The 20,136-nt window shown below is 71.8% G+C and carries 15 protein-coding genes; 10 read left to right on the forward strand and 5 right to left on the reverse strand.

Translation table 11 applies throughout. From position 1 onward, the window contains the following. Positions 1-17 precede the first annotated feature (17 nt). Positions 18-3,419, reverse strand: coding sequence for an AfsR/SARP family transcriptional regulator (locus tag ACYVJ4_RS00630; RefSeq protein ID WP_460458164.1), 3,402 nt, complete (start codon positions 3,417-3,419; stop codon positions 18-20). A gap of 233 nt (positions 3,420-3,652) precedes the next feature. Between ACYVJ4_RS00630 and ACYVJ4_RS00635 the strand changes: the two genes are divergently transcribed. From ACYVJ4_RS00635 to ACYVJ4_RS00675, 9 genes are all read left to right on the forward strand, one after another. Beyond that, positions 3,653-5,098: an MFS transporter gene (locus ACYVJ4_RS00635; RefSeq protein WP_460458165.1), complete on the forward strand. Its 1,446-nt coding sequence runs from the start codon at positions 3,653-3,655 to the stop codon at positions 5,096-5,098. A gap of 146 nt (positions 5,099-5,244) precedes the next feature. Beyond that, positions 5,245-5,478, forward strand: coding sequence for a heavy-metal-associated domain-containing protein (locus tag ACYVJ4_RS00640; RefSeq protein WP_460458166.1), 234 nt, complete (start codon positions 5,245-5,247; stop codon positions 5,476-5,478). A 93-nt stretch (positions 5,479-5,571) separates the two neighbouring features. Then, positions 5,572-8,988: a heavy metal translocating P-type ATPase gene (locus tag ACYVJ4_RS00645; RefSeq protein ID WP_460458167.1), complete on the forward strand. Its 3,417-nt coding sequence runs from the start codon at positions 5,572-5,574 to the stop codon at positions 8,986-8,988. 72 nt (positions 8,989-9,060) lie between these two features. Then, entirely contained in the window at positions 9,061-9,957 is an 897-nt protein-coding gene (locus tag ACYVJ4_RS00650) for an HD domain-containing protein (protein ID WP_460458168.1), read from the forward strand. A 143-nt stretch (positions 9,958-10,100) separates the two neighbouring features. After that, positions 10,101-11,507 carry an alpha/beta fold hydrolase gene (locus ACYVJ4_RS00655; RefSeq protein ID WP_460458169.1) on the forward strand — a complete coding sequence of 469 codons (1,407 nt, stop codon included), beginning with the start codon at positions 10,101-10,103 and terminating at the stop codon, positions 11,505-11,507. Positions 11,508-11,540: 33 nt separating this feature from the next. Further along, complete coding sequence (locus ACYVJ4_RS00660) at positions 11,541-12,857, forward strand: DJ-1/PfpI family protein (protein WP_460458170.1); 1,317 nt, start codon at positions 11,541-11,543, stop codon at positions 12,855-12,857. Between the two features lie 39 nt (positions 12,858-12,896). Further along, the gene (locus ACYVJ4_RS00665; RefSeq protein ID WP_460458171.1) at positions 12,897-13,274 is read left to right on the forward strand and encodes a hypothetical protein; all 378 of its coding nucleotides are present in this window, start codon (positions 12,897-12,899) and stop codon (positions 13,272-13,274) included. 404 nt (positions 13,275-13,678) lie between these two features. After that, entirely contained in the window at positions 13,679-14,773 is a 1,095-nt protein-coding gene (locus ACYVJ4_RS00670; protein ID WP_460458172.1) for a flavin-containing monooxygenase, read from the forward strand. Positions 14,774-14,890: 117 nt separating this feature from the next. Then, positions 14,891-15,361 (forward strand): hypothetical protein, encoded by a 471-nt coding sequence (locus ACYVJ4_RS00675; RefSeq protein ID WP_460458173.1) that lies wholly within the window; start codon positions 14,891-14,893, stop codon positions 15,359-15,361. A 436-nt stretch (positions 15,362-15,797) separates the two neighbouring features. Here the strand turns inward: ACYVJ4_RS00675 and ACYVJ4_RS00680 are convergent, their stop codons facing one another. Continuing rightward, the gene (locus ACYVJ4_RS00680) at positions 15,798-16,955 is read right to left on the reverse strand and encodes an alpha/beta fold hydrolase (RefSeq protein WP_460458174.1); all 1,158 of its coding nucleotides are present in this window, start codon (positions 16,953-16,955) and stop codon (positions 15,798-15,800) included. Positions 16,956-17,825: 870 nt separating this feature from the next. After that, a complete protein-coding gene (locus tag ACYVJ4_RS00685) occupies positions 17,826-18,050 on the reverse strand; it encodes a helix-turn-helix domain-containing protein (protein ID WP_460458175.1) in 225 nt (74 codons plus the stop codon). 74 nt (positions 18,051-18,124) lie between these two features. Between ACYVJ4_RS00685 and ACYVJ4_RS00690 the strand changes: the two genes are divergently transcribed. Beyond that, positions 18,125-18,436 carry a hypothetical protein gene (locus ACYVJ4_RS00690; protein ID WP_460458176.1) on the forward strand — a complete coding sequence of 104 codons (312 nt, stop codon included), beginning with the start codon at positions 18,125-18,127 and terminating at the stop codon, positions 18,434-18,436. On the opposite strand, the gene ACYVJ4_RS00695 is transcribed toward ACYVJ4_RS00690, so the two are convergent. Then, on the reverse strand, positions 18,430-19,746 hold the full coding sequence (locus tag ACYVJ4_RS00695) for a hypothetical protein (protein ID WP_460458177.1): 1,317 nt from the start codon (positions 19,744-19,746) through the stop codon (positions 18,430-18,432). The two genes, ACYVJ4_RS00690 and ACYVJ4_RS00695, sit on opposite strands and share 7 nt — an antisense overlap. After that, on the reverse strand, positions 19,724-20,134 hold the full coding sequence (locus ACYVJ4_RS00700; RefSeq protein WP_460458178.1) for a hypothetical protein: 411 nt from the start codon (positions 20,132-20,134) through the stop codon (positions 19,724-19,726). Before ACYVJ4_RS00700 ends, ACYVJ4_RS00695 begins: the two co-directional genes overlap by 23 nt. Between the last annotated feature and the right edge of the window lie 2 nt (positions 20,135-20,136).

Consider the following 20,136-nt stretch of genomic DNA (forward strand, 5'->3'; position numbering starts at 1 on the left):
GGGACCGCCGGGACCGTTCAGCCGTCTGCGCCGACGCGCAGCCCCAGCGCGGCCCCATCCCGCGCGGCGTCGTCGTACGCCGACGGGCCGAGCACGGTCGTCGCCGCCGTCCGCGCGGACGTGGCCGCCGCAAGTTCGGCGCTCGTGGGCGGCCGGTCGTAGGTGTCCCGCAAGCATCCGGCTCGGCCGAGCAGCCGCGCCGCCTCGCGCGCGCCCGCGACATCGCCTGGGACGAGCGCAGCACGCGCCAACCCCTCCAGGCCTGCCGCGACCAGTCCCACCTCGCCAGCGCGCTCGCCGAGGGCGACGAGGCGCTGGTACTCGCCGGCCGCCCGGACTGCGTCGCCGAGGTGCTCGTCGCAGGACGCGACGCCGGCCAGCGCGAGCCCGGCGGCGAGCGGCACGCCGAGCCGCTCGAGCGCCTCGCCGGCGGCGGCGAACAGGGGCCGGGCCGTGGCGTAGGCCCCGTCGTCGTGCGCGAGCACAGCTGTGCCGTACGTGCCGAGGACTCGGCCGGCGTCGTCCCCGACCTGGTCGGAGATGCTGCCGGCTCGGGCGAAGCATGCTGTGGCGTCCTGGACGCGGCCCAGGGCCAGCAGGGTCATGCCGAGGTCGGCGGTGGCCCACTGCACCGTGTTCATAACCCCGGAGTGGGCTGCGACCTCGATGGCCTCCTCGTACACCGGCACCGCATCGGCGTGATGACCGAATCGGGCCAAACCCCAAGCGCGGTGGTACAGCACGGCGGACAGGCCCCAGCCGTCCTGCAGAGCCCGGAAGCGCGTGAGTGCGGTAGTCGCTGCGGCTTCGGCTCCGGGCTCGTCTCCGCGCTTGGTCAAAGTCTCCATCTGGACGAACGCGGCGACGGCTCGGCCCCAGTCGTCGTCCAGCGCCGCGAAGTCACGGTCGGCTTGCTCGAGCAGCGCCTCGGCGTCCGGTCGTGGGTTCGCGCCGACGCCCTCAACGGCCAGCAGCAGTCGCGAGAACGCGGCCCGTGGCCGGTCACCGACCTGCTCGAAGATCCGCAGGCTGTGGGCCGCTGCGGCCGCGCACTGCTCGCTGGGGTGGACGATGCACGCACGTGGCCGCTCGACCAGCGACACCGCCTGCATGGCCCGGGCTCGGGCCGCCGGGCTGCCGCCGGGAAGTGCCATGACGCGGCGCAGCGTCTCACGGCCTTCAAGGTGCCGGTTCTTATGCCAGTACAGGCCCAACGACCCGGCCAGTCGCAGCGCGCCCTCGGCCTGCCCGTCGGTGTCGATAAACCAGGCCAGCGCGGCCCGGATGTTGGCGTGCTCGTCGGTCAGCGCAGCGAGCCAATGGTCGTGTCCGTGACCGCGCAGTCCCGTCTCGGCCCGCTCACCCAGGGTCAGGAAGTACCGGGCATGCGCCCCCGCGAGTGCCGTCTCCTCACCGGAGACCGCGAGCTTGTCGGCGGCATACTGCCGCAGCGTCTCGAGCATCCGGTACCGGGTCCGCGCACCAGGCCTGGCCGGTCGGTCGACCACGACGAGCGACTGCCGCACCAGCCGGTCCAGCAGGTCGAGCACGTCGCCGTCCACCTCGGTCAACGACGCCTCGGACCGTTCCCCTGGAGGTTCGCCGGCAAGGTCGGCGAGGAGGTCGTTGGTGACGACGTGCTCGGCTGCGTCGAGCGTCCAGCCGCCGCGGAACACCGCGAGCCGCCGGAACAGCGCCTGCTCGGGTGCGGTGAGCAAGTCGTGGCTCCAGTCGACGGTGGCACGCAGCGTCTGCTGACGGGCGTCGGCGGTTCGGGGCCCCGAGGTGAGGACGGCGAACCGGTCGACGACCCGCTCGGCGAGCTCGCTCGGGCTCAGGCTCGCGAGGCGGGCGGCGGCAAGCTCGAGGGCCAGGGGGATGCCGTCCAGCCGCCGGCAGATGGCAGCGACCGCGGCCATCGTCTCCTCGTCGGCCGGTGCGTCGTCCAGTGTGGCGGCCAGCAGCGGGCTGGCGACGCGGGCTCGGTCGAGAAACAGCCGGGCGGCGGCGACCGCTGCGACGTCGGCGGCTGCGGCACCCGGTACCGGCACGGGTAGCGGGGCGACGGGCACCTGCACCTCGCCCGGGACGGCGAGCGCTTCCCGGCTGGTCGCCAGGAGGTGCACGTCAGGGCATCGAGCCAGCAGGGTCTCGGCGAGCGCGGCGATGGGCTCGATGAGGTGCTCGCAGTTGTCCAGCACCAGCAGGACTCGGGCGTCGCGCAGCTGAGCGACAAGCAGGTCGCGTGGTCGGTGAGCCGCCGTCCCGCCCTCGATGGTGACCCCCAGCGCGTCGGCAACGGCGTGGGGCAGCGTGTCGCGTTCGGTCACGGCGGCCAGCCGGACGAGAGTGACACCGTCCCTAAAGCGCCCAGCGACCGCGCGGGCCGCTTCGACGGCCAGTGCGGTCTTGCCGGCGCCGCCCGGACCGGCGAGCGTGACCAGGCGTGAGTCGGCCAGCAGGTCCGCGACCCGGCCCAGGTCGGACTCGCGGCCGACGAACGTGGTGGACCGCAAGGGCAGGTTCCCGAGGTCACGAGCTGGCGTCGCCTCCGCCTGCGAGGCCGCGCCACTGTCCGCCGAGGCGGGGGTGGACTGCTGACGGGGGACGCCGGGGTGAGTGGCGGGGCGCTCAGTTCGGCTGGTGAGCCCAGCCGCGCCAAGCCCGGTAGGCCGTTTCGCGGACTCCTCCTGACGCAAGATGGCTTCCATCACTGCGCGCAGCTCGCGCGATGGGTCGATGCCGAGCTCTTCCGCCAGCATGGTCCGGGTTCGTCCGTAGACCGCGAGGGCCTCTGCCTGCCGACCGGCGTTGAACAGGGCGGTCATGAGTTGGCCGACCAGCCGTTCCCTGGTCGGGGCGAGCGCGACGACCGGTTCTAGGTCGGCGACGACGTGCTCGTACCGGCCTAGGGTCAGCATGCGCTCGGCGCGCTCTGCGACGGCGGCCAGCCGCAGCTCGTCCAGGCGGGCTGCTTCCACGGTGCTCCACTGCTCGCCTGCGAAGTCGACCAGCGGGTCCCCACGCCACAGCGCGAGCGCCTCGTCGTAGGCGTCCAGCGCCTGCTGCGGCTCGCCGGTGCGGCGGGCGGTCGCGATGAGGCGCGTGAACTGGTGCGCGTCCACGTCTTCGGCGGCGACGTCCAGCAGGTAACCGGCGCCTTCGCGGCGGACCAGGTCGGGGACGCCGTACGCGGCCAGAGCCCGTCGCAGCTTCGACACCCGGAGCTGCAGGGCGTTGCCCGGGTCGGTCGGCAGGCTGTCTGGGTCCCACAGGCGATCGATGAGCGTGGACGCTGCGAGCACCTGGCCGGGTGACAGGGCGAGCAGCGCGAGCAACGCACGTTCGCCGCGGCCGGCGACCTGGCAGGTCGTGCCGTCGACGAGCACGTCGAACGGGCCCAGTAGGCGGAACTGCATCGGACCTCTCATGGCTGGGCAGGCGGTGCCCCTTGTCGAGCATCGCAGCAAGGCAGTGGCCGCAACAACACGTCCGAGCGGGGTCCACGCTCCCTCCGCTCACTGTCGAGCCGCTGTGCGCGCGCTGTCCTGAGCGCTCGCGTGTACGTCAAGCCGGCGACAGCGGCGCGACACCGCCGGTGCCGACCGTGGTGGCACGTCTTCATACCGCCGCGAATGAAAGGACCACCCCGATGACCACCGACAGCCTCCACGACGCATCTCGGACGAATGCCCGTGCTGGTCGACGCCGCTGGTGGGCGCTCGGCCTCATCGCCGCCGCCCAGTTCATGGTCATCATGGACACCTCCATCATCGGTGTCGCACTGCCGCAGATGCGCAGCGACCTCGGTTTCGCACCCGGCGAGCTGTCGTGGGTGTTCAACGCCTACGTCGTGGCGTTCGGCGGCCTGCTGCTGCTCGGCGGCCGCCTGTCCGACCTTCTCGGCGCCCGTCGGGTCTTCGCCGCAGGGTGGGCCGTGCTGCTCACCGGGTCCCTCGTGGCCGGGGCGGCCGGATCGGTCCCGGTCGAGCTGGCCGGCCGCGCTGTCCAGGGCGTCGGCGCTGCCCTCATCGCACCGTCGGCGCTGACGCTGCTCATGGTGCTGTTCGGCAGCGAGCCCAAGCACCTGACCAAGGCGCTGGCTCTGTACGGGGCCGCGGCTCCGGCCGGCGGCACGGCCGGGGTGTTCCTCGGCGGCGTCTTGACCCAGTACGCGTCCTGGCCGTGGGTGTTCTACCTCAACGTGCCCATCGCCGCGGCGGCCATCATCGCCACCTTTCGGTTGATGCCGGCGGTCCCGGGCAGCCGCCGGCGTCTCGACGTCCTCGGTGCCGTCACGGTCACGGGCGGCCTGGCCGCTGCCGTGTTCACCATCGTGCGCGCTCCTCAGGTCGGCTGGGCCTCGGCCGCGACGTGGACCAGCGCTGTGGTGTCGGTCGTGCTGCTCGGCGGGTTCGTCGCCTCCCAGGCCACGCGGAACCAGCCGCTGGTGCGGCTGGGCGTCTTCCGCAACCGGTCCCTGACCGCTGCCAACGTCGCCCAGTTCCTGCTGGCCGCCGCCTGGGTGCCGATGTGGTTCTTCTTGAACCTGTTCCTGCAGCAGGTGCTCGGCCTGTCGGCGTTCCCGTCCGGGGCAGCGCTGCTGCCCATGACCGTTCTCATCATGGCCGGCATGGTGCTCGTCGCACCGCGCGCCATCGCCAAGTTCGGCCCGAGCCGTGCCCTGGTCACCGGCATGGGCGTGCTGGCCGCGGGCCTGGCACTGCTGTCCCTGGCCCGCCCCGACGGGGCCTACCTCGTCGACGTCCTGCCAGCGACGCTGGTCGCCGCCGCGGGCATGAGCCTGGCGTTCATCCCATCCCTGGGCATCGCCTTGTCCTCCGCACGTCCGGAGGAGGGCGGCCTCGCGGCCGGCATCGTCAACACCAGCTACCAGGTCGGCTCCGCGCTCGGCCTGGCCGCGATGACCGCCATCGCGGCGGCCAACGGCGCGAACCAGCTCGGCGACGTCACCTCGCTGACCGACGGCTACACCGCCGCGTTCCTCGCCGCGGCCGCCGTGGCAGCCGCCGGAGCCGTCATCGCGCACATCACGCTGCGCCCCCGCAACACCGCTCGCAGCGCGCCCACACCCTGAGCAACCCGGCCGTTTGACCGGCGCGACCAGGCACCCATCACGCACACCCTCGAAGCAGACGAGCCCCACCGCTGCCGAACCAGCTGCAGCACCGGACCCACCAAACCGGCACCACAACTCCCACCACCACCACTCAAGGAGAACTGATGAGCCACGACACCACCAGCACGTTCACCGGGACCGCCACCTTCCAGGTCGAGGGCATGACCTGCGAGCACTGCCGGACCGCCGTCACCGCGGAGGTCACCGCGGTCTCCGGCGTCGAGTCGGTCGCCGTCGACCTCCCCACCGGCACCGTGACCGTCTCGACCAGCGCCCCGGTCGACCGCTCGGCCGTCGCCGCCGCCGTCGACGAGGCCGGCTACACCCTGCGGCCGTAGCCAGCCGCACTGGCCCGGAGCACCGCCGTCCACCAGCCAGCCCAGCACCACAGGGTCCATCCGTCAGACCGTCACCCGGAGCAGGAGCTCGCCATGACGACCACCCCGACCCACCGCGCAGCCACCTCGGCCGCCGACCCGGCAGTCGACCCGGCAGTCGACTCGGTGTTCCCGACGAACGTCGTCGCGACCACCGCGAGGGCGGCCGAGCAGACCGGCACCGCGCTCTCGTCGGCCGAGGCCGAGTCATGCACGCTGGACATCGGCGGCATGACGTGTGCCTCGTGCGTGCGGCGGGTCGAGAAGGTCCTGGCCAAGCTGGACGGGGTGCAGGTCGCCGAGGTGAACCTGGCCACGGAGGCCGCTTCGGTGGTCTTCGACCCGGCGCAGGTCGGACCGGACCAGATGGCCGCAGCCATCGCCGCCGCCGGCTACACCGGCACCCTGCGCCCCGACCCGCGCGCTGCCGGGCCGTCCACCGGCGGTTCCGCCGCCCAGCCGGGGACACCGGCCGCAGCGGAGACGCGCCGCGTGGAGCACGAGCGGGCGCGGGACGCCGAGCTGGCTGGGCTGAAGCGCAAGTGGCAGGTCACCCTGGCCACCGGGTTGAGCTTGATGGCGCTGATGTACGTGCCGCTGCCGATCGACACGATGGACTGGCTGATGCCGGTCATCTTCGCCATCACCACGGTCGTGCAGTTCTGGGCCGGCAAGGACTTCTACGCCCAGGCGTGGGCCGCCGCCCGCCACCGTGCCACCAACATGAACACGCTGGTCGCGCTCGGCACCCTGGTGGCCTACGGGTACAGCACCTTCGCGACGCTGTGGCCGGCCCAGGCCCAGGCGTGGGGCCTGCCGCTGCACGTGTACTTCGAGACCTCGCTGGTCATCCTCGCCCTGGTCACGATGGGTCGCTGGCTGGAAGGCAAGGCCAAGAAGCAGACCGCCGCGGCCATCAAGGCGCTGGTCGGCCTGGCACCGAAGACCGCACGGGTGCTGCGCGAGGGCACCGAGGTCGACATCCCCGTCGAGCACGTCGTGGTCGGCGACCTGGTCCGGGTCCGCCCCGGAGAGAAGGTCCCGGTCGACGGGGTCGTCGAGGACGGCTCGTCCAACGTCGACGAGTCCATGCTGACCGGGGAGAGCCTGCCGGTCGAGAAGGCCGCCGGAGACGTCGTCATCGGCGCCACCCTCAACGGGACCGGCAGCCTGCTGGTCCGCACCCGCGCCGTCGGCCAGGACACCACGCTGGCGCAGATCGTGCGCCTGGTCGAGGACGCCCAAGGGTCCAAGGCGCCGATGCAGCGCCTCGCCGACCAGGTCTCGTCATGGTTCATCCCGGTCGTCCTGACACTTGCTGCGCTCACGTTCGCCGCCTGGGCGGTGTTCGGGCCGGACGACGGCCGCTGGACGCTGGCCATCGGCACGACCATCGCCGTCATCATCATCGCCTGCCCGTGCGCCCTGGGCCTGGCCACACCGACGGCCATCATGGTCGGCACCGGCAAGGCCGCCGAGCTCGGAATCCTCATCGGGTCCGGCGAAGCGCTCGAGCAGGCCCGCCGACTGACCGCGGTCGTCCTGGACAAGACCGGCACCCTGACCCGCGGCAAGCCGACCTTGACCGGGGCCACCGTCGTCGGCGACTTGAGCGAGAACGCGCTGCTCAGCCTGCTCGCCGCCGCGGAGCTCGGCAGCGAGCACCCGCTCGCCGAGGCCGTCGTGGCCGCAGCCCGTGACCGCGGCCTGCCGCTGCCTGAGGTGACCGCGTTCCAGGCCGTCCCGGGTCACGGCATCGACGCCACCGTCGCCGGGCACCGCCTGCTGGCCGGCAACGCCCGGCTGCTGGCCTCCCACGACGTCCACCACACCGCCCTGGACGCCGCGGCTACCGCCGGCGCCCGCAACGGCGCCACGCCGATGCTCGTCGCGGTCGACGGTCAGGCGGCCGGCGTGTTCCTGGTCGCCGACCCGCTCAAGCCTGAGTCCGCGGAGGCCGTCGCGCAGCTGCAGGCACTCGGGCTGGAGGTGTGGATGCTGACCGGCGACAACGCCGCCACCGCCGCTGCGGTGGCCCGCCAGGTCGGCATCGAGAACGTCGTCGCGGAGGTGCTGCCGGCGGAGAAGGCGGACCACGTCGTCGCCCTGCAGCGCCAGGGCCACGTCGTCGCCATGGCCGGCGACGGCATCAACGACTCCGTCGCCCTGGCCGCCGCCGACCTCGGCGTCGCCCTGGGTACCGGCGCGGACGTCGCCGTGGCCGCCTCGGACATCACCCTGGTCGGGGGCGACCTGCGCGGCATCGTCTCGGCCATCGCGCTGTCCCGCCGTACCGTGACCACCATCAAGCAGGGTCTGGGATGGGCGTTCGTCTACAATCTGGCGCTCATCCCGGTCGCTGCGGGCGCCCTGTACTGGTGGCACGGCATCCTGCTGGACCCGGTCCTGGCGTCCGCGGCAATGGCGATGAGCTCGGTCAGCGTGGTCACCAACGCGCTGCGGCTGCGCCGCTACCGCCGTCCGGCCACGGTCCAGGAGATCTTGCGTCCGCCGCTGCGCGACCGCGTCACCCAGTGGGCGTTCCTGACCGGCATCGCCGTCGTGGCCATCGCCCTGGGCGCCGGGTTCACCGTCGCCAGCCGCTCCGACGCCGCCGGGCACGGGATGAACGGCCAGCTCGCCTGGCTGCAGGGCACCGGCATGACGATGCGCCCGTCGACGACGGTGATGATGACGACCGACGTACCGCCCGTCGACGCCGGCGTCGCCGGGGTCACCGTCCAGTACGCCGTCCCGGCGACCGCTCGACCCGGTCAGCCCGTCCGCCTGCTGCTGACCCTGCGCAACACCGCCACCGGCGCCCCGGTGACCGATCTGACCCGCACCCACGAGGTGTGGATGCACCTCATCGTGACCCGCCACGACCTCGGCACGTTCGCCCACGTCCACCCCGAACCGACCGGACGCCCCGGCCAGCTCGCCGTCACGCTCACGTTCCCCACCGCCGGCACCTACGACATCCACACCGAGTTCGCCCGCCAGGGCTCGATGAACAACATCCTGGACCGGCACACCATCACCGTCGCCGACCAGACCCCGAAGACCTCAACGAACACCTCAGCCGAGCTGACCGCCGGCCCGCGCCAGCAGGTCATCGACGGGGTGCGGGTCACCTTGTCCGGGCAGGCCCACGCCGACGCGACGTCCGACCTGACGTTCTCCTTCACCGACGCCAGCACCGGCAAGCCGGTCGAGGACCTGCAGCCCTACCTGGCCGCGGCCGGGCACATCGTGGTCCTGCGCGCCGACGGCGGCGACTTCGCCCACGAGCACGCCGAGGGCGAGAACTCCCACGGCGACCCGGTCTTCGCCCTGCCCGGCACCCGGTTCGGCCCCCAGCTGGACGCCCACTTCCGATTCCACAGCGCGGGCATCTACAAGCTGTGGGCCCAGTTCCGCCTCGCTGACGGCCACGTCATCACCGCCCCCTTCACCGTCCAGGCCCGGTGACCAGCCATGACCCCGGACGCCCGCACCCAGCAGCCGGACACCGGCTCACCACGACGACCCACCGGAGCTGACATGACCCGCGCATCGCACGACGACCCCACCCCGCCGGACGCACCCCAGACGGCCCTCAGCCAGCAGGATCCCAACCATCCGGGGCCCAGCCCGCGGCCCAGCCAGCCGGACGGCACGCGACCTGCCGCACCGCCTGCGCCGGCTGGTGACCTGGGCACCTACCAGTGGGTCCAGCGCACCGGCGGGCAGCTGAGCGCCGCGGAGCGACGTCAGCTGGCCGGACCGCTGATGGCCGCCCTGGTCACCAACCTCACCGGACGACTGGCCATGGCGATGCGGCTGAACTCCGGACGTCGCCAGACGTCGCCCGTGCGGTCCAAGGCGGCGCCGGACTCCGCGCTGACCCGGGCAGCGCTGAACGTGGCCCGCCAGCGGCTGACCCCGGCGCTGCTCAACCACTCCGAGCGCACTTTCGCGTTCGGCGCCGCGGTCGGCCAGCTCGAGGGGCTCGAGATCGACCACGAGGTGCTGTACGCCGCAGCGCTGCTGCACGACGTCGGCCTGCGCAGCCCCGAGCGGCCGGTCGACTTCACCCTGGCCAGTGCGCGCACCGCCCGGCAGGTTGCCGAGCAGGTCGGGCTGTCGAGTGCCGCCACCGACACGCTCCTCAGCGCCATCACGCTGCACCACAGCCCGGGCGTCACCCTGACCCATGGCCCGGTCGCCTACCTTCTGTCGGCCGGAGCCGCAGTCGACGTCGTCGGCCTGCGCTCCTGGCAGCTGTCCCCGGCAGTGCTGGACGACGTGGTCGCCGCGCACCCGCGAGCCGGGTTCAAGCGCGAGTTCACCGCCGCGTTCCGCGACGAGGCCCGCAGGGTGCCGCAGGGCCGTGCGGCGTACCTGCGTCGCTACGGCGGGTTCACCCTCGCCGTTCGCACCGCTCCGTTCCGCGGCTGACCGCCGGCACCCCAGGCACCCAGCCGACACCAGCACCGCAATCCCACGGTCCTGGCCATGTGACCGGGGCGACCACCAGCGAACCCGACCACCGTGGTGACAGCGGCCACGCACCCCCCGCAAGGCCCACCAAGGAGAGCGTCATGACGACCACGCAGCCCCAGCGCCCGAGCCAGACGGCCAGGTCCACGCGGTCCGCCGCGCCCGCCGGGGCCGCCGGGGCGACCGACCCGACCAGGGAGGCGCAAGCGCCTTCCGGTGACGGACCGCTGGGCAAGGTCGTCGCCGCCTCCCTCGCCTTCGGGGTCGTGGTGGCCGCGGCGTTGACCCTCGGACCAGCCGCTGGCAGCAGTGAGGCCACGGTCGTGGCGACGGCCCTGGTCGGCTTCGCGACCGGGTGGGCCCTGCTGGCCGCCGCCAGCGTCAAGCTGACCAGCCGCCCCCAGCGATGGGCGCCCATCCCGGCCACCATCCTCAGCGTCAGCGGCGTCGCACTGCTGCTGGCCAACCCCGGCGAGCCGACCATGACCCGCCTGACGTGGATCTGGGCACCGGGCTTCGTCGTCCTCGCCATCTGGGTCGCCCGCAGCGCGCGACGTCACATCGGCGGTCGGCGCGCGATGCTCGTCTACCCGGCCGCCGTCCTGATGCTGCTGGCCGGTGCCGGCGGGGTGTTCGAGGTGGCGACGCAGCCGGCCGACGCGGCCATGAGTGCCGCCCCGGGCCGGATGGTCGACGTGGGCGGCTACCGCCTGCACCTGAACTGCTCCGGCACCGGAAGCCCGACGGTCGTCCTGCTCAACGGCCTGCAGGAGACCTCGCCGTACTGGGCGCGCATCGCCCCGCAGGTCGCGGCGACAACCCGCGTCTGCGCGTACGACCGCGCCGGGCAGGGCTGGAGCGAGGACTCACCCCACCCGAGCGACGCCGCCCATGTCGTCGCCGACCTGCACACGCTGCTGAAGAACGCCGGCGAGTCCGGCCCGTTCGTCCTGGCCGGCCACTCCAGCGGCGGGGTCTACGCCCTGGCCTACACGGCTCGCTACCGCGACGAGGTCGCCGGGATGGTCCTGCTGGACAGCGCCAGCCCGCACCAGGTCGAGCTCCAGCCCACCTTCACCGGTCAGTACAACGTCGTGCGCCGCGTCGCCGCCGTCGCCCCAAGCCTGGCCCGGACCAGCATCTGGCACGCCGCCATCCCGGTGTTCACCCCTGGCCTCCCCGGTGACGCCGCAGCCCAGGCGGCACGGTTCGCGGTCAGCCCCCGGGCGCTGCGGAACATGCGCGCCGAGCAGGTCATGCTGCCCACCGCGTTCCGTCAGGCCCAGGCGCTCACCACGATGGGCGTCACGCCACTGGTCGTCGTGACCGCGCAGGACACCGTCGACAACACCCCCGGCTGGGGAACCTCGCAGGACGAGATGGCCGCGCTGTCGACCAACTCCCGGCACGTCGTCGCGCAACTGGCACACACCGCGCTCCTGGACGACCCCACCGGCGCAGCCTTGTCCGCCCACGCCATCGCCGAGGTCGTCGCCGCCGCCCGCTAGGAACCCGCCACGTCCGAAGAATCGGAGACCGTCATGTCCTCCCCCCGGCGCCGCACCATCCGCGCCATCGCCATCGCAGTCCTCGCGCTCGTCGCGCTGGCCGGCATCGCCGTCGCCGGACTGCGCACCACCAACAGCCAGGAGCACAGCATGCCGACCGCACACCACGAGCCCCTGCCCGTCAGCCACCCGTCCAAGGGCGCCCCGTACGTCGTCGCCGTCGTCCTCGGGGCGTCCGGGACCGTGACCAGCGACGCCCTCGGTCCGTACGAGGTCTTCGCCAGCTCGCCGCAGTTCCTCGTCTACACGGTCGCGGCCACCCGAGACCCCGCCCCCACACAGGGCGGCCCCGCCATCGTCCCGACCTACACGTTCACCGACACCACGAGCGGCCGCGCGCCCAAGCCCGACGTCGTCGTCGTACCTGCGGTGAACGCCCCCGACGGCGAGCAGGAGCAGGCGTTGCGGGCCTGGGTGACGCAACAGGCCGACGCCGGTGCGCACATCCTCGGAGTGTGCGCCGGCGCGCGGGTCCTGGCCGCGACCGGCCTGCTCGACGGGCGGACCGCCACCAGCCACTGGTCCCGCATCGGCGCACTGAGCAAGCAGCGACCCCAGGTCCACTGGGTCCGCGGCCAGCGCGACGTCCAGGACGGACGGATCACCACGACCGCCGGTGTCACCTCCGGCATCCCCGGCGCCCTGCGCGTCATGGCCGACGTTGCCGGCCGAGCCGAGGCCGCCAAGGTCGGCGCGAGCGTTGCCTACCCCGGCTGGTCGCTCGACGGAGACACCACCATCCCCGCCCAGTCTTTCGCGGGAAGCGACTGGCCCGTCGCCCTCAACGCCCTCATGCCATTGGCACGCCCCACCCTGGGCATCGCCCTGCGCGACGGCATGGGCGAGATCGACGTGGCCAGCGCCTTCGAGGTCTACGACGTCTCCTACGCCGCCCGAGCCGTCCCGCTCAGCGACCACGGCGCCATCACCACCCGGCACGGCCTCGTCCTGACCACCAACACCCTCGCCGACACCACGGTCGACCGGCTCGCCGTCCCCGGCGCCGGCGGCACCGCAGACCTCGACCCCGGACTGAGCGCCTGGGCCACCGCCCACCACGTCTCGGTCGACGCCATGCAAGCCTCCGCACCCGGCTTCGACGGCGCCCTGACCTACCTGGCCTCACGGTCCGGCGACCGCACCGCACAGTCCGCGGCCAAAATGATCGACTACCCCACCGCGCAGCTGGACCTGCCCGGCCACCCCGGCAGCCCGCGCACCCTGGTCCTGCTCGGCCTGGCCCTGGCCACCGTCAGCGCCGCAGCCGTCGCGCTCACCCGCTGGGCCTGACACCCGCCCCCGCGGCCTCACCAGACCAGGAGAAACGCCATGTCCACCGTCACCCATGCGACCGCCATCAGCGAGACCCTCGACCGGTCGTCCGGCGGCACGACGCACCGACGCGACGACCTGCCACTGACCCGCCTGTACGCCATGCGCGCCGGCTACCTGCTGATGGCAGTCGGCCTGGCCCTGGTGAAGTGGCCGTTGCTCCCTGCCGCGCACACGATGCCGCTGTTCGAGGGCGTGACCCTGTGCATCCTTACCGCGATGTCGATCCTGGCCTTCCTCGGACTGCGCCATCCCGTGTGGATGCTGCCGCTGCTGGTCCTTGAGACGGTCTGGAAGGTCCGTGGCTCGGGCTGGTCGCCCTTCCCCGGTACGCCGCAGGCGACATCGACGCCAGTACGGCCGAGACGGCCTTGAGCTGCTCGCTGGTGCTCCTCATCATCGCCGTCGTCCCGTGGCGGCACGTGTGGCGCACCTACGCCGGTACGCCCGGAGACCGTTGGCGTGCATTCGGCCGACGAACGCCCGGGTGACGAAACCTGGCCGTTGTGCCGGCGCGAGCAGGCTCTCGCCGACCGCAGCCTGGAGTCGTTCCCGCTCCACCCCGGAGCAGCCGACACCACGGAGCCAACAATGTTCGTCATCGCCTTCACCTTCGCGCTCGGGCTCGTCCTTGCGCTGTCCGACCAGCCCTCGCTCGACCGCAGGCAGAGGGGAGGAGCCGGTCGAACTGTCGGGTACCCGCACGAGCTGAACACGTCCGGCCCCCGCCTGCCCCACGTGTTGTGAGACACCACATCGCCCCACCCAAGGAGACCGCCATGACAGCCCACCAGACCACCGCTGGCGCCGACGTCGACGTGCTCGTCGTCGGCTCCGGCCAGGCCGGCCTGGCCATCGGATGGCACCTGCGCCAGCAGCGGCGCACGTTCTTGCTCGTGGAGGCCGGCCCCGAGGTAGGCCACGTGTGGCGGTCGCGCTGGGACTCGCTGCGCCTGTTCACCCCCGCCGAGTACGACGCCCTGCCCGCCGTGGCGTTCCCCGCGCCCGCCGGCAGCTACCCGACCAAGGACGAGGTCGCCGACTACCTGCGCAGCTACGCCACCGCCTTCGAGCTGCCCGTCCGGCTGAACACCACGGTGGCCCGACTGACCCGGGATGGCCAGACGTTCGTCGCCGAGACGACCGGCGGCGTCATCACCGCCCGGCAGGTCGTCGTTGCCACCGGCCCGTTCCAGACGCCGCACGTGCCCGACGTCGCCACGGCCTTGGACGCCAGCATCACCACGCTGCACTCGTCGCAGTACCGCAACCCCGACCAGCTCCCCGACGGACCGGTCGTCGTGGTCGGCGCCGCGAACTCCGGTCTCCAGATCGCCCTCGAGCTCGCCGCGACCCGACCCGTCATCCTCGCCGCAGGCTCCCGACCGCCGATGCTGCCCCAGCGCGTCATGGGTCAGGACCTGTTCTGGTGGCTGACCCGGACCGGGGCGCTGACCAAGCCCGCGGATTCGCTGGTCGCACGTCGGATGCGACGCCGGGGTGACCTGGTCATCGGCACCCGGCCGCGCGACCTCGCCCGCGCCTCCATCACTCCTCGGCTGCGGCTGACCAACGTCAGCGGCCGCAGCGTCCACTTCGCCGACGGCACCAGCACCACCCCATCATCGGTCGTGTGGGCCACCGGTTACCGGCCCGACTACAACTGGCTCGACGTCCCCGGCGTGGTGGACACCGCCGGCAACGTCCGGCACACCCGCGGCCTGACCAGCCAGCCAGGACTCGCCTTCCTCGGCCTGCCATGGCAGCACACCCGAGGCTCGGCCCTGCTCGGCTTCGTCCAAGACGACGCCGCATGGCTGGCCGACGCGCTCGCAGCCCAGAGCGCCAGGCCCCTCGCCATGGCATCCAGGTAGGCGCCAGCCGATTGAGCGCCTTCACCTCGCGGGGCGACCACTCCGCCCCTTCTGCGGCGCGAGCCCTCATCAACGTCGCTTCGACCCACATCCCCTCCCCCGACCCTAGGACGCCCCATGACGCGCAACAGCCAGCTTGGAAGCAGACTCCGCCAGCGCAACGCCGAGCTGCCACACGTTCCCGCCCCCACTGCCTGGGGCGCGTTCGCCCGACATTACGTCGAGATGGTGATCTCCATGGTGGTCGGGATGATGGCCCTGCACCCGCTGTGGGAGGTCGGCCTCGGCGCCGTGGGACTGGCCGATGCGTTGAACCGCGCCATCGTGATGGCGTTGGTCATGGCCACCGACATGAGTGTCGGGATGGCCGCATGGATGCGCTACCGCGGCCACCTCTGGCGTCCCGTCCTCGAGATGAGCGCGACGATGTTCCTGCCGTTCGCGGTGCTCCTGCCGGCGGTCTGGGCCGGCGCCATGTCCGGGAGCGCCATGATCGCCGGCGGCCACCTGCTCATGCTGCCAGCCATGCTTGCCCTGATGCTGTGGCGCCGTGACGAGTACGGACACGGGGGCCACACCTCTTCGTAGAGCTGGCGACCGTGGCGCGACGGTGCGCCGCCCGTGTCGGCGATATCCCGTCCGACGCCTGGGAAGGCGCACCGGCTGGCGACAGATCACCATCAGGCGACTTCGCCCGCCCGCGTGCCGCCGACGATGCCGAGCTACCGCGCGGCTCGAGAACTCTGGCCGTGACGCGTATGAGCCCGCGGCTGGCCTGCGCCTGGCGGCGAACGGCGTCCACTCGGTGACGCAAGATTGGGTGGAGGCCCGCGCGGACCAGGTCGCGCCACCGGCGCTCACAGAGCGCCGCTCGTCCAGCGCCTCGGATGAATGCACCGTGTGACGCTGCAGAGCAGCGTCTACTGAGACTCGACCCATCAAGCGGCGGGAGTCGCCAGCCGCCCAATCAACGGCAAGACTACGGCGGGGCGGCCGACTCATATTGTGGTCGACGCCCCTGAGCTCAGTTCCTTAGCGGTTGTCCAGTGCGTACCGAAGCGACTACGTCCCGGACCGCCTGGCTCGTGATGGCCGCGGATCGTTCGTCCAGGACGAGGTCGACGTGGCTGGCGCCCTCGACGACGCTGTGCGCGCTGTTGGTCGACAGGGCGGCCAGCTTGCTCTGCTTGCCCATCCACCCGGGCGCAGCGCCTTGGCCAGCAGTCAGCACGAACAGGGGCTTGTCGTCGAAGGAGGTGAGCGTGGCGGCTTGTGCGGCCGAGGCGCGGGCTTGAAGGTACTCGTCAACCGTGCCGCGGATATGTTGGGCGGTCGCAGCGGTCGCGCGCGCATCATCCCGAGACCGCGGTGGCAATGTGCCGTAGTCGAGACTGGCTGCGATCCGCGCAAGTCCGAACTGGGCGGTGCTCGCGAGCAGTGCCGAGGCGCGGCCCATTAGGTCGTGGGAGCCGGTGGATGAAGTGCCCGAGATCGGCCCCGCCGCCGGCGCTGTGGAGTCGATCAGCACCATGCCGGCCACTTCACCTGGGTAGCGAGCGGCGTACGTCAGGGCATACAGCCCCCCGAAAGAGTGCCCGGCCAGCACGTATGGTCCGGGAACCTTCCCGCGATGCAGCACTGTGTGCAGGTCGGTTGCGATCTGCGCCGCGTCCTGGGCGGTATCAGCCGAATCGCTCCATCCGCTGCCGGCGCGGTCATAGACGCAGACATGCGTACTACGGGCAATCGCCGGTGCAATCCAAGCCATGCTCGAGGACGTCAGGCCCGCGCCCGGCTCGAGCACGACCGTGGGACTGCCGGAGCCAGTGCAGTGCAAATGCAGTCGGCGCCCTCCCACATCGATCAGCTGGCCCGGCCTCTCAGCACTCGCTGCCGTTGCGGCACGAACCGTTTCGTAGCCGCCCCCGATGGAGACGACCGCCATCAGGCCGATCACCGGGTAGAGGAGCCATCGCCCCAACGGACTGCTGATACCTGCACGGATATGCACCGCTGACCAGACCGCGAGCGCGAGCATGACCGGGGGCCACACCCAGCGCATGTCGTTCACAGCCGAACCGAATGTGATGAGGAGCAGTCCACCGAGACCCATGAACAGGGCCAGAACCCAAGCCCATCGCTGCTGCTGGTCGGTGAAGCGGACGGACAGCACAGCCAGCATCGCCCAACCTAGAGCGAAGCCGCACAACACCCCACCGGTAAGCGCGCTCGGTTCTGCCGGGATGGTCGGCATAGCGACAAGAAGGAGGGCAGCGACAAGTCCGCATGTCAAGGAAGCGGCGACTACCCAGCCGACGTGCCCCTTCGGCCCGGGAACGCCTGGTCGGTATCTCTCGCGGATCAGTTGCGGTTGAGGGGGGTTCCGATGAAAGGGGCCGGTGGTGGTCACGTCGAACTCGCTCCCCATACCGACCTCGGTTCGCTGAACCGCGAATCAACCATTTCGAATACTTCCTTCGCCTGTCACTGTGGCGTGGGCCTGGACGGCTTCCGGTCCATCGCGAGGTTCACAGGCTCCGCGGGCGGCCTGGCTGCGCCCTGTCCGGTCGCTGTCCGACTCCAGTCAGCCCCCAGGCGCCGTACCGGTCTTAGCCGTCCGGACCGAACACGCCAGAAGGCTGTGACCCAGCGACCAGGCCAATGGGGGCACGTCGCACGCCTCATCTGTCGCACCGCCCGCAGGACCTGAAGAGTCAGACCGCCAGACGGCTAGTCAGCGGCACGCACCCGATCTGAGGAGAGCCACTGCTCGACCAGGACTGGAGGGGCCTTCCGCTCGGTAACTACGTAGACCGTCCTAGCCACCCACACCTCGCCTTCCTTGCGCCACTCGACCACGAGGCCGGGCCACGGACCGGGGCTGTCGGCCGGGCCGTCGACCCAGCAGTGCCGTCGTGGCGCTGCCTGCTGCCGCGTAAGGGCGGTCCGCTCGGCCAGCGTCGGGCCGGCTCGTCGAGGGAACCCGCTCGGACCGCCAGCCATCGAACGATGATGGCACGACTCGAACAGACGTTCGAGTGTGGCCTGGCGATCAAGTGCCGTCGGTGAGTCTGAGTAGCTCCAGCGGATCGACTTCCAACGCCGCGGCCAGGCGCTCCAGCGACCGCAGGCTGACGTTCCGTTGGCCCCGCTCAAGCGCGCCCATGTAGGTGCGATGCACGCCCAGCACGGCCGCCAGTTGCTCTTGACTCAGTCCGCGCTCGGCGCGCAGTCCTCGCAGGTTCCGTCCAAGCCGTGCCTGCAGCGCTTCCTCCACAGACCGACCGTCTCGCGCTTGCTACTTATGGGTCTACATACCTATAAGTAGCATCCGCCTGCTGAGGAGGACACATGGCTGATCCGTTCCCGACTCACGACCGGCTCTCCCTGATTCCGGACGCGCGCGTCGCTGCCGGGCCCCGGGTCTGCCTCGCCTCCCTGGGCGACGCCCAACGAGGCATCCTCACCGCTGAATGGTTCGTGCTGCGCGGACCCCTGGAGCACCTCGCGCTCGGGGCCGCGTGCTTGCAGGCGCGCGCGGTCACCGGGCCGGCCGGCCCGCTGGGGATCTTCGACTTCGAGGACGTCCCTGCCGACGTCGTGCAGGCGAAGCCGAGCCTCGCGTACCTGCACGAGACCGCACACCGCCGAGGTCGTCACTGAGTCAGGTGGGCCAGTCGATGCCGCACGGCCCCCACCGGCTCCAGCCGCGGGCCGGCCGGTGGCAGAGCGAAGGCCGCCCAAGACCTATGTCCGATGGCCTCAAGCTGACGTCGAAGGGGAGCCGGGTTCGCCGCACGCTCGGCCAGCGTCCAAGCGGTACCGCCTGACTCGTCATCCCATCCGGGTACGAGCAGTCGGCCCTCCGCCAAGCCGGCGCTGACGCTGCGCGCAAGAGCCCCGACGACGTGCAGCTGCGGCTCGGCCAGGGACAGGAGCACCTCGGCCGATGGCGGGGCTGAGAGGGGGACGGAGGAGATCCCCCGATGCAGCTCGGCCGCCTGCGTCACCGCCCGTCGGTCTCCCTTGAACGGCGACCCGACACGCGCCGTCGTGCGATACGAGTCCGCGAGCAGATGCGCCATCTCAAGGTGAGCGACGCTGTGAGACACCACCTCACGTGGGGTGCTGACGCCGACACATTGCGCGTGAGCCGCCAGCAGCTCGTGCATTCGGAAGTGGTCCCGGGCTTGTGCCTGGACGATCGCCGCTATCCCGCGGACGTCGAGCTGCCCACTGGTCACGTCCAGCAGACGACGGAGCCGGACCGTCGCCCGCCTGAAGTCTCCGGGGCGACCCACGACCAGCGGTCGGGGAGCACCGGGTAGCGGCACCGAGTCCCAGGCGCGGTCACCCTGGACGACGTCGTGCTGGCGTCGGACCTCACGGCAGATCACGGGCATGGCTACGCGCGTCGCCGCTTCCAGATCCGCCGCCCGTGGATCGCCGAGGGCTCGGAAGGCACCTTGCAGAGCGCCGTCCATCGCGGCAGCAACCTGCGCGATCGCAGCGAGGTCGGCGATCACCGTCGTCCGCTCGCCGGGGACTGTCGGCAGCGTCGGCTGCGAGCAAGCGATGTGCGCACTCGTCAGGGCATGACGTGCCGCTCGCTGCCACAACGCAGTCGTCGGGCTGAGGTCGTGCGCGGCGAAGGCGTCCGCGGGGCTGAGTGACTCGGCGATGGCAAGCCGCGGGTAGGCGCGGAGCGCCCGAGACAAGAAGGCAGTCGGTGCGACCTGCAGGTCGTCTACGCTGCTGAGCGCTCGGCGCCTCGGCGCACCTCCGGCTGCGACGGCAACAAGGTCCGTCACCGCCTCGACGACCATGTTGCGGAACGTCGCCACCAGCTCGCTCTCGGCCGGTCGAAACTCGGACGAGACGCTGTGCAGCTCCATGAGCGCGTCGGCCAGGCGGTGCGTCTCGGTGCCGTAGGTGACCTCATCGCCTCCGTCAGCCGTCTCGGTCCGCGCCAAGGCGCACCCCCTGCCCAGACCAAGTGCGCTCCGCAAGGTCCACCTGCGCGGGAGATGTCCATGGCCACAGCATGCTCGCCGCCACCGCGATCTCCGTGCGCGCCGCCGCCGGCGCTGACCCGGCGACCTCCAGGAGCCCGTTGCGGACCGCTGCGAGCCTGCGGCATGCGTCCTCGCGACTCGCGGGCGGCTGCGTGGGCTGGGGTGCCAGCAGCCCGACGTGACCAGCCGAACCCAACGCCAGCTCCACCGCTTCGAGCGCGTCGCCCACGGCGAAGGCGACCGGCGCCGGCACGGCGGCTGCCCCACCGGCCACCAGAGCGCGCAGCTCCAGCAGCGCCTCCTTCAGGCGCTCGCCTACCTGCTGCGGTTCTATGTCTGTCGTCATCA

The sequence above is a fragment of the Angustibacter peucedani genome, assembly GCF_054779595.1.

What these genes read in the sequence shown, in the direction of transcription:
- ACYVJ4_RS00640 (WP_460458166.1), top strand. Translation starts at nt 5,245, where the DNA reads ATGAGCCACGACACCACCAGCACGTTCACCGGGACCGCCACCTTCCAG.
- ACYVJ4_RS00630 (WP_460458164.1), bottom strand. Translation starts at nt 3,419, where the DNA reads ATGCAGTTCCGCCTACTGGGCCCGTTCGACGTGCTCGTCGACGGCACG.
- ACYVJ4_RS00660 (WP_460458170.1), top strand. Translation starts at nt 11,541, where the DNA reads ATGTCCTCCCCCCGGCGCCGCACCATCCGCGCCATCGCCATCGCAGTC.
- ACYVJ4_RS00675 (WP_460458173.1), top strand. Translation starts at nt 14,891, where the DNA reads ATGACGCGCAACAGCCAGCTTGGAAGCAGACTCCGCCAGCGCAACGCC.
- ACYVJ4_RS00680 (WP_460458174.1), bottom strand. Translation starts at nt 16,955, where the DNA reads ATGCTGGCTGTGCTGTCCGTCCGCTTCACCGACCAGCAGCAGCGATGG.
- ACYVJ4_RS00670 (WP_460458172.1), top strand. Translation starts at nt 13,679, where the DNA reads ATGACAGCCCACCAGACCACCGCTGGCGCCGACGTCGACGTGCTCGTC.
- ACYVJ4_RS00635 (WP_460458165.1), top strand. Translation starts at nt 3,653, where the DNA reads ATGACCACCGACAGCCTCCACGACGCATCTCGGACGAATGCCCGTGCT.
- ACYVJ4_RS00650 (WP_460458168.1), top strand. Translation starts at nt 9,061, where the DNA reads ATGACCCGCGCATCGCACGACGACCCCACCCCGCCGGACGCACCCCAG.
- ACYVJ4_RS00690 (WP_460458176.1), top strand. Translation starts at nt 18,125, where the DNA reads ATGGCTGATCCGTTCCCGACTCACGACCGGCTCTCCCTGATTCCGGAC.
- ACYVJ4_RS00700 (WP_460458178.1), bottom strand. Translation starts at nt 20,134, where the DNA reads ATGACGACAGACATAGAACCGCAGCAGGTAGGCGAGCGCCTGAAGGAG.
- ACYVJ4_RS00645 (WP_460458167.1), top strand. Translation starts at nt 5,572, where the DNA reads ATGACGACCACCCCGACCCACCGCGCAGCCACCTCGGCCGCCGACCCG.
- ACYVJ4_RS00655 (WP_460458169.1), top strand. Translation starts at nt 10,101, where the DNA reads ATGACGACCACGCAGCCCCAGCGCCCGAGCCAGACGGCCAGGTCCACG.
- ACYVJ4_RS00665 (WP_460458171.1), top strand. Translation starts at nt 12,897, where the DNA reads ATGTCCACCGTCACCCATGCGACCGCCATCAGCGAGACCCTCGACCGG.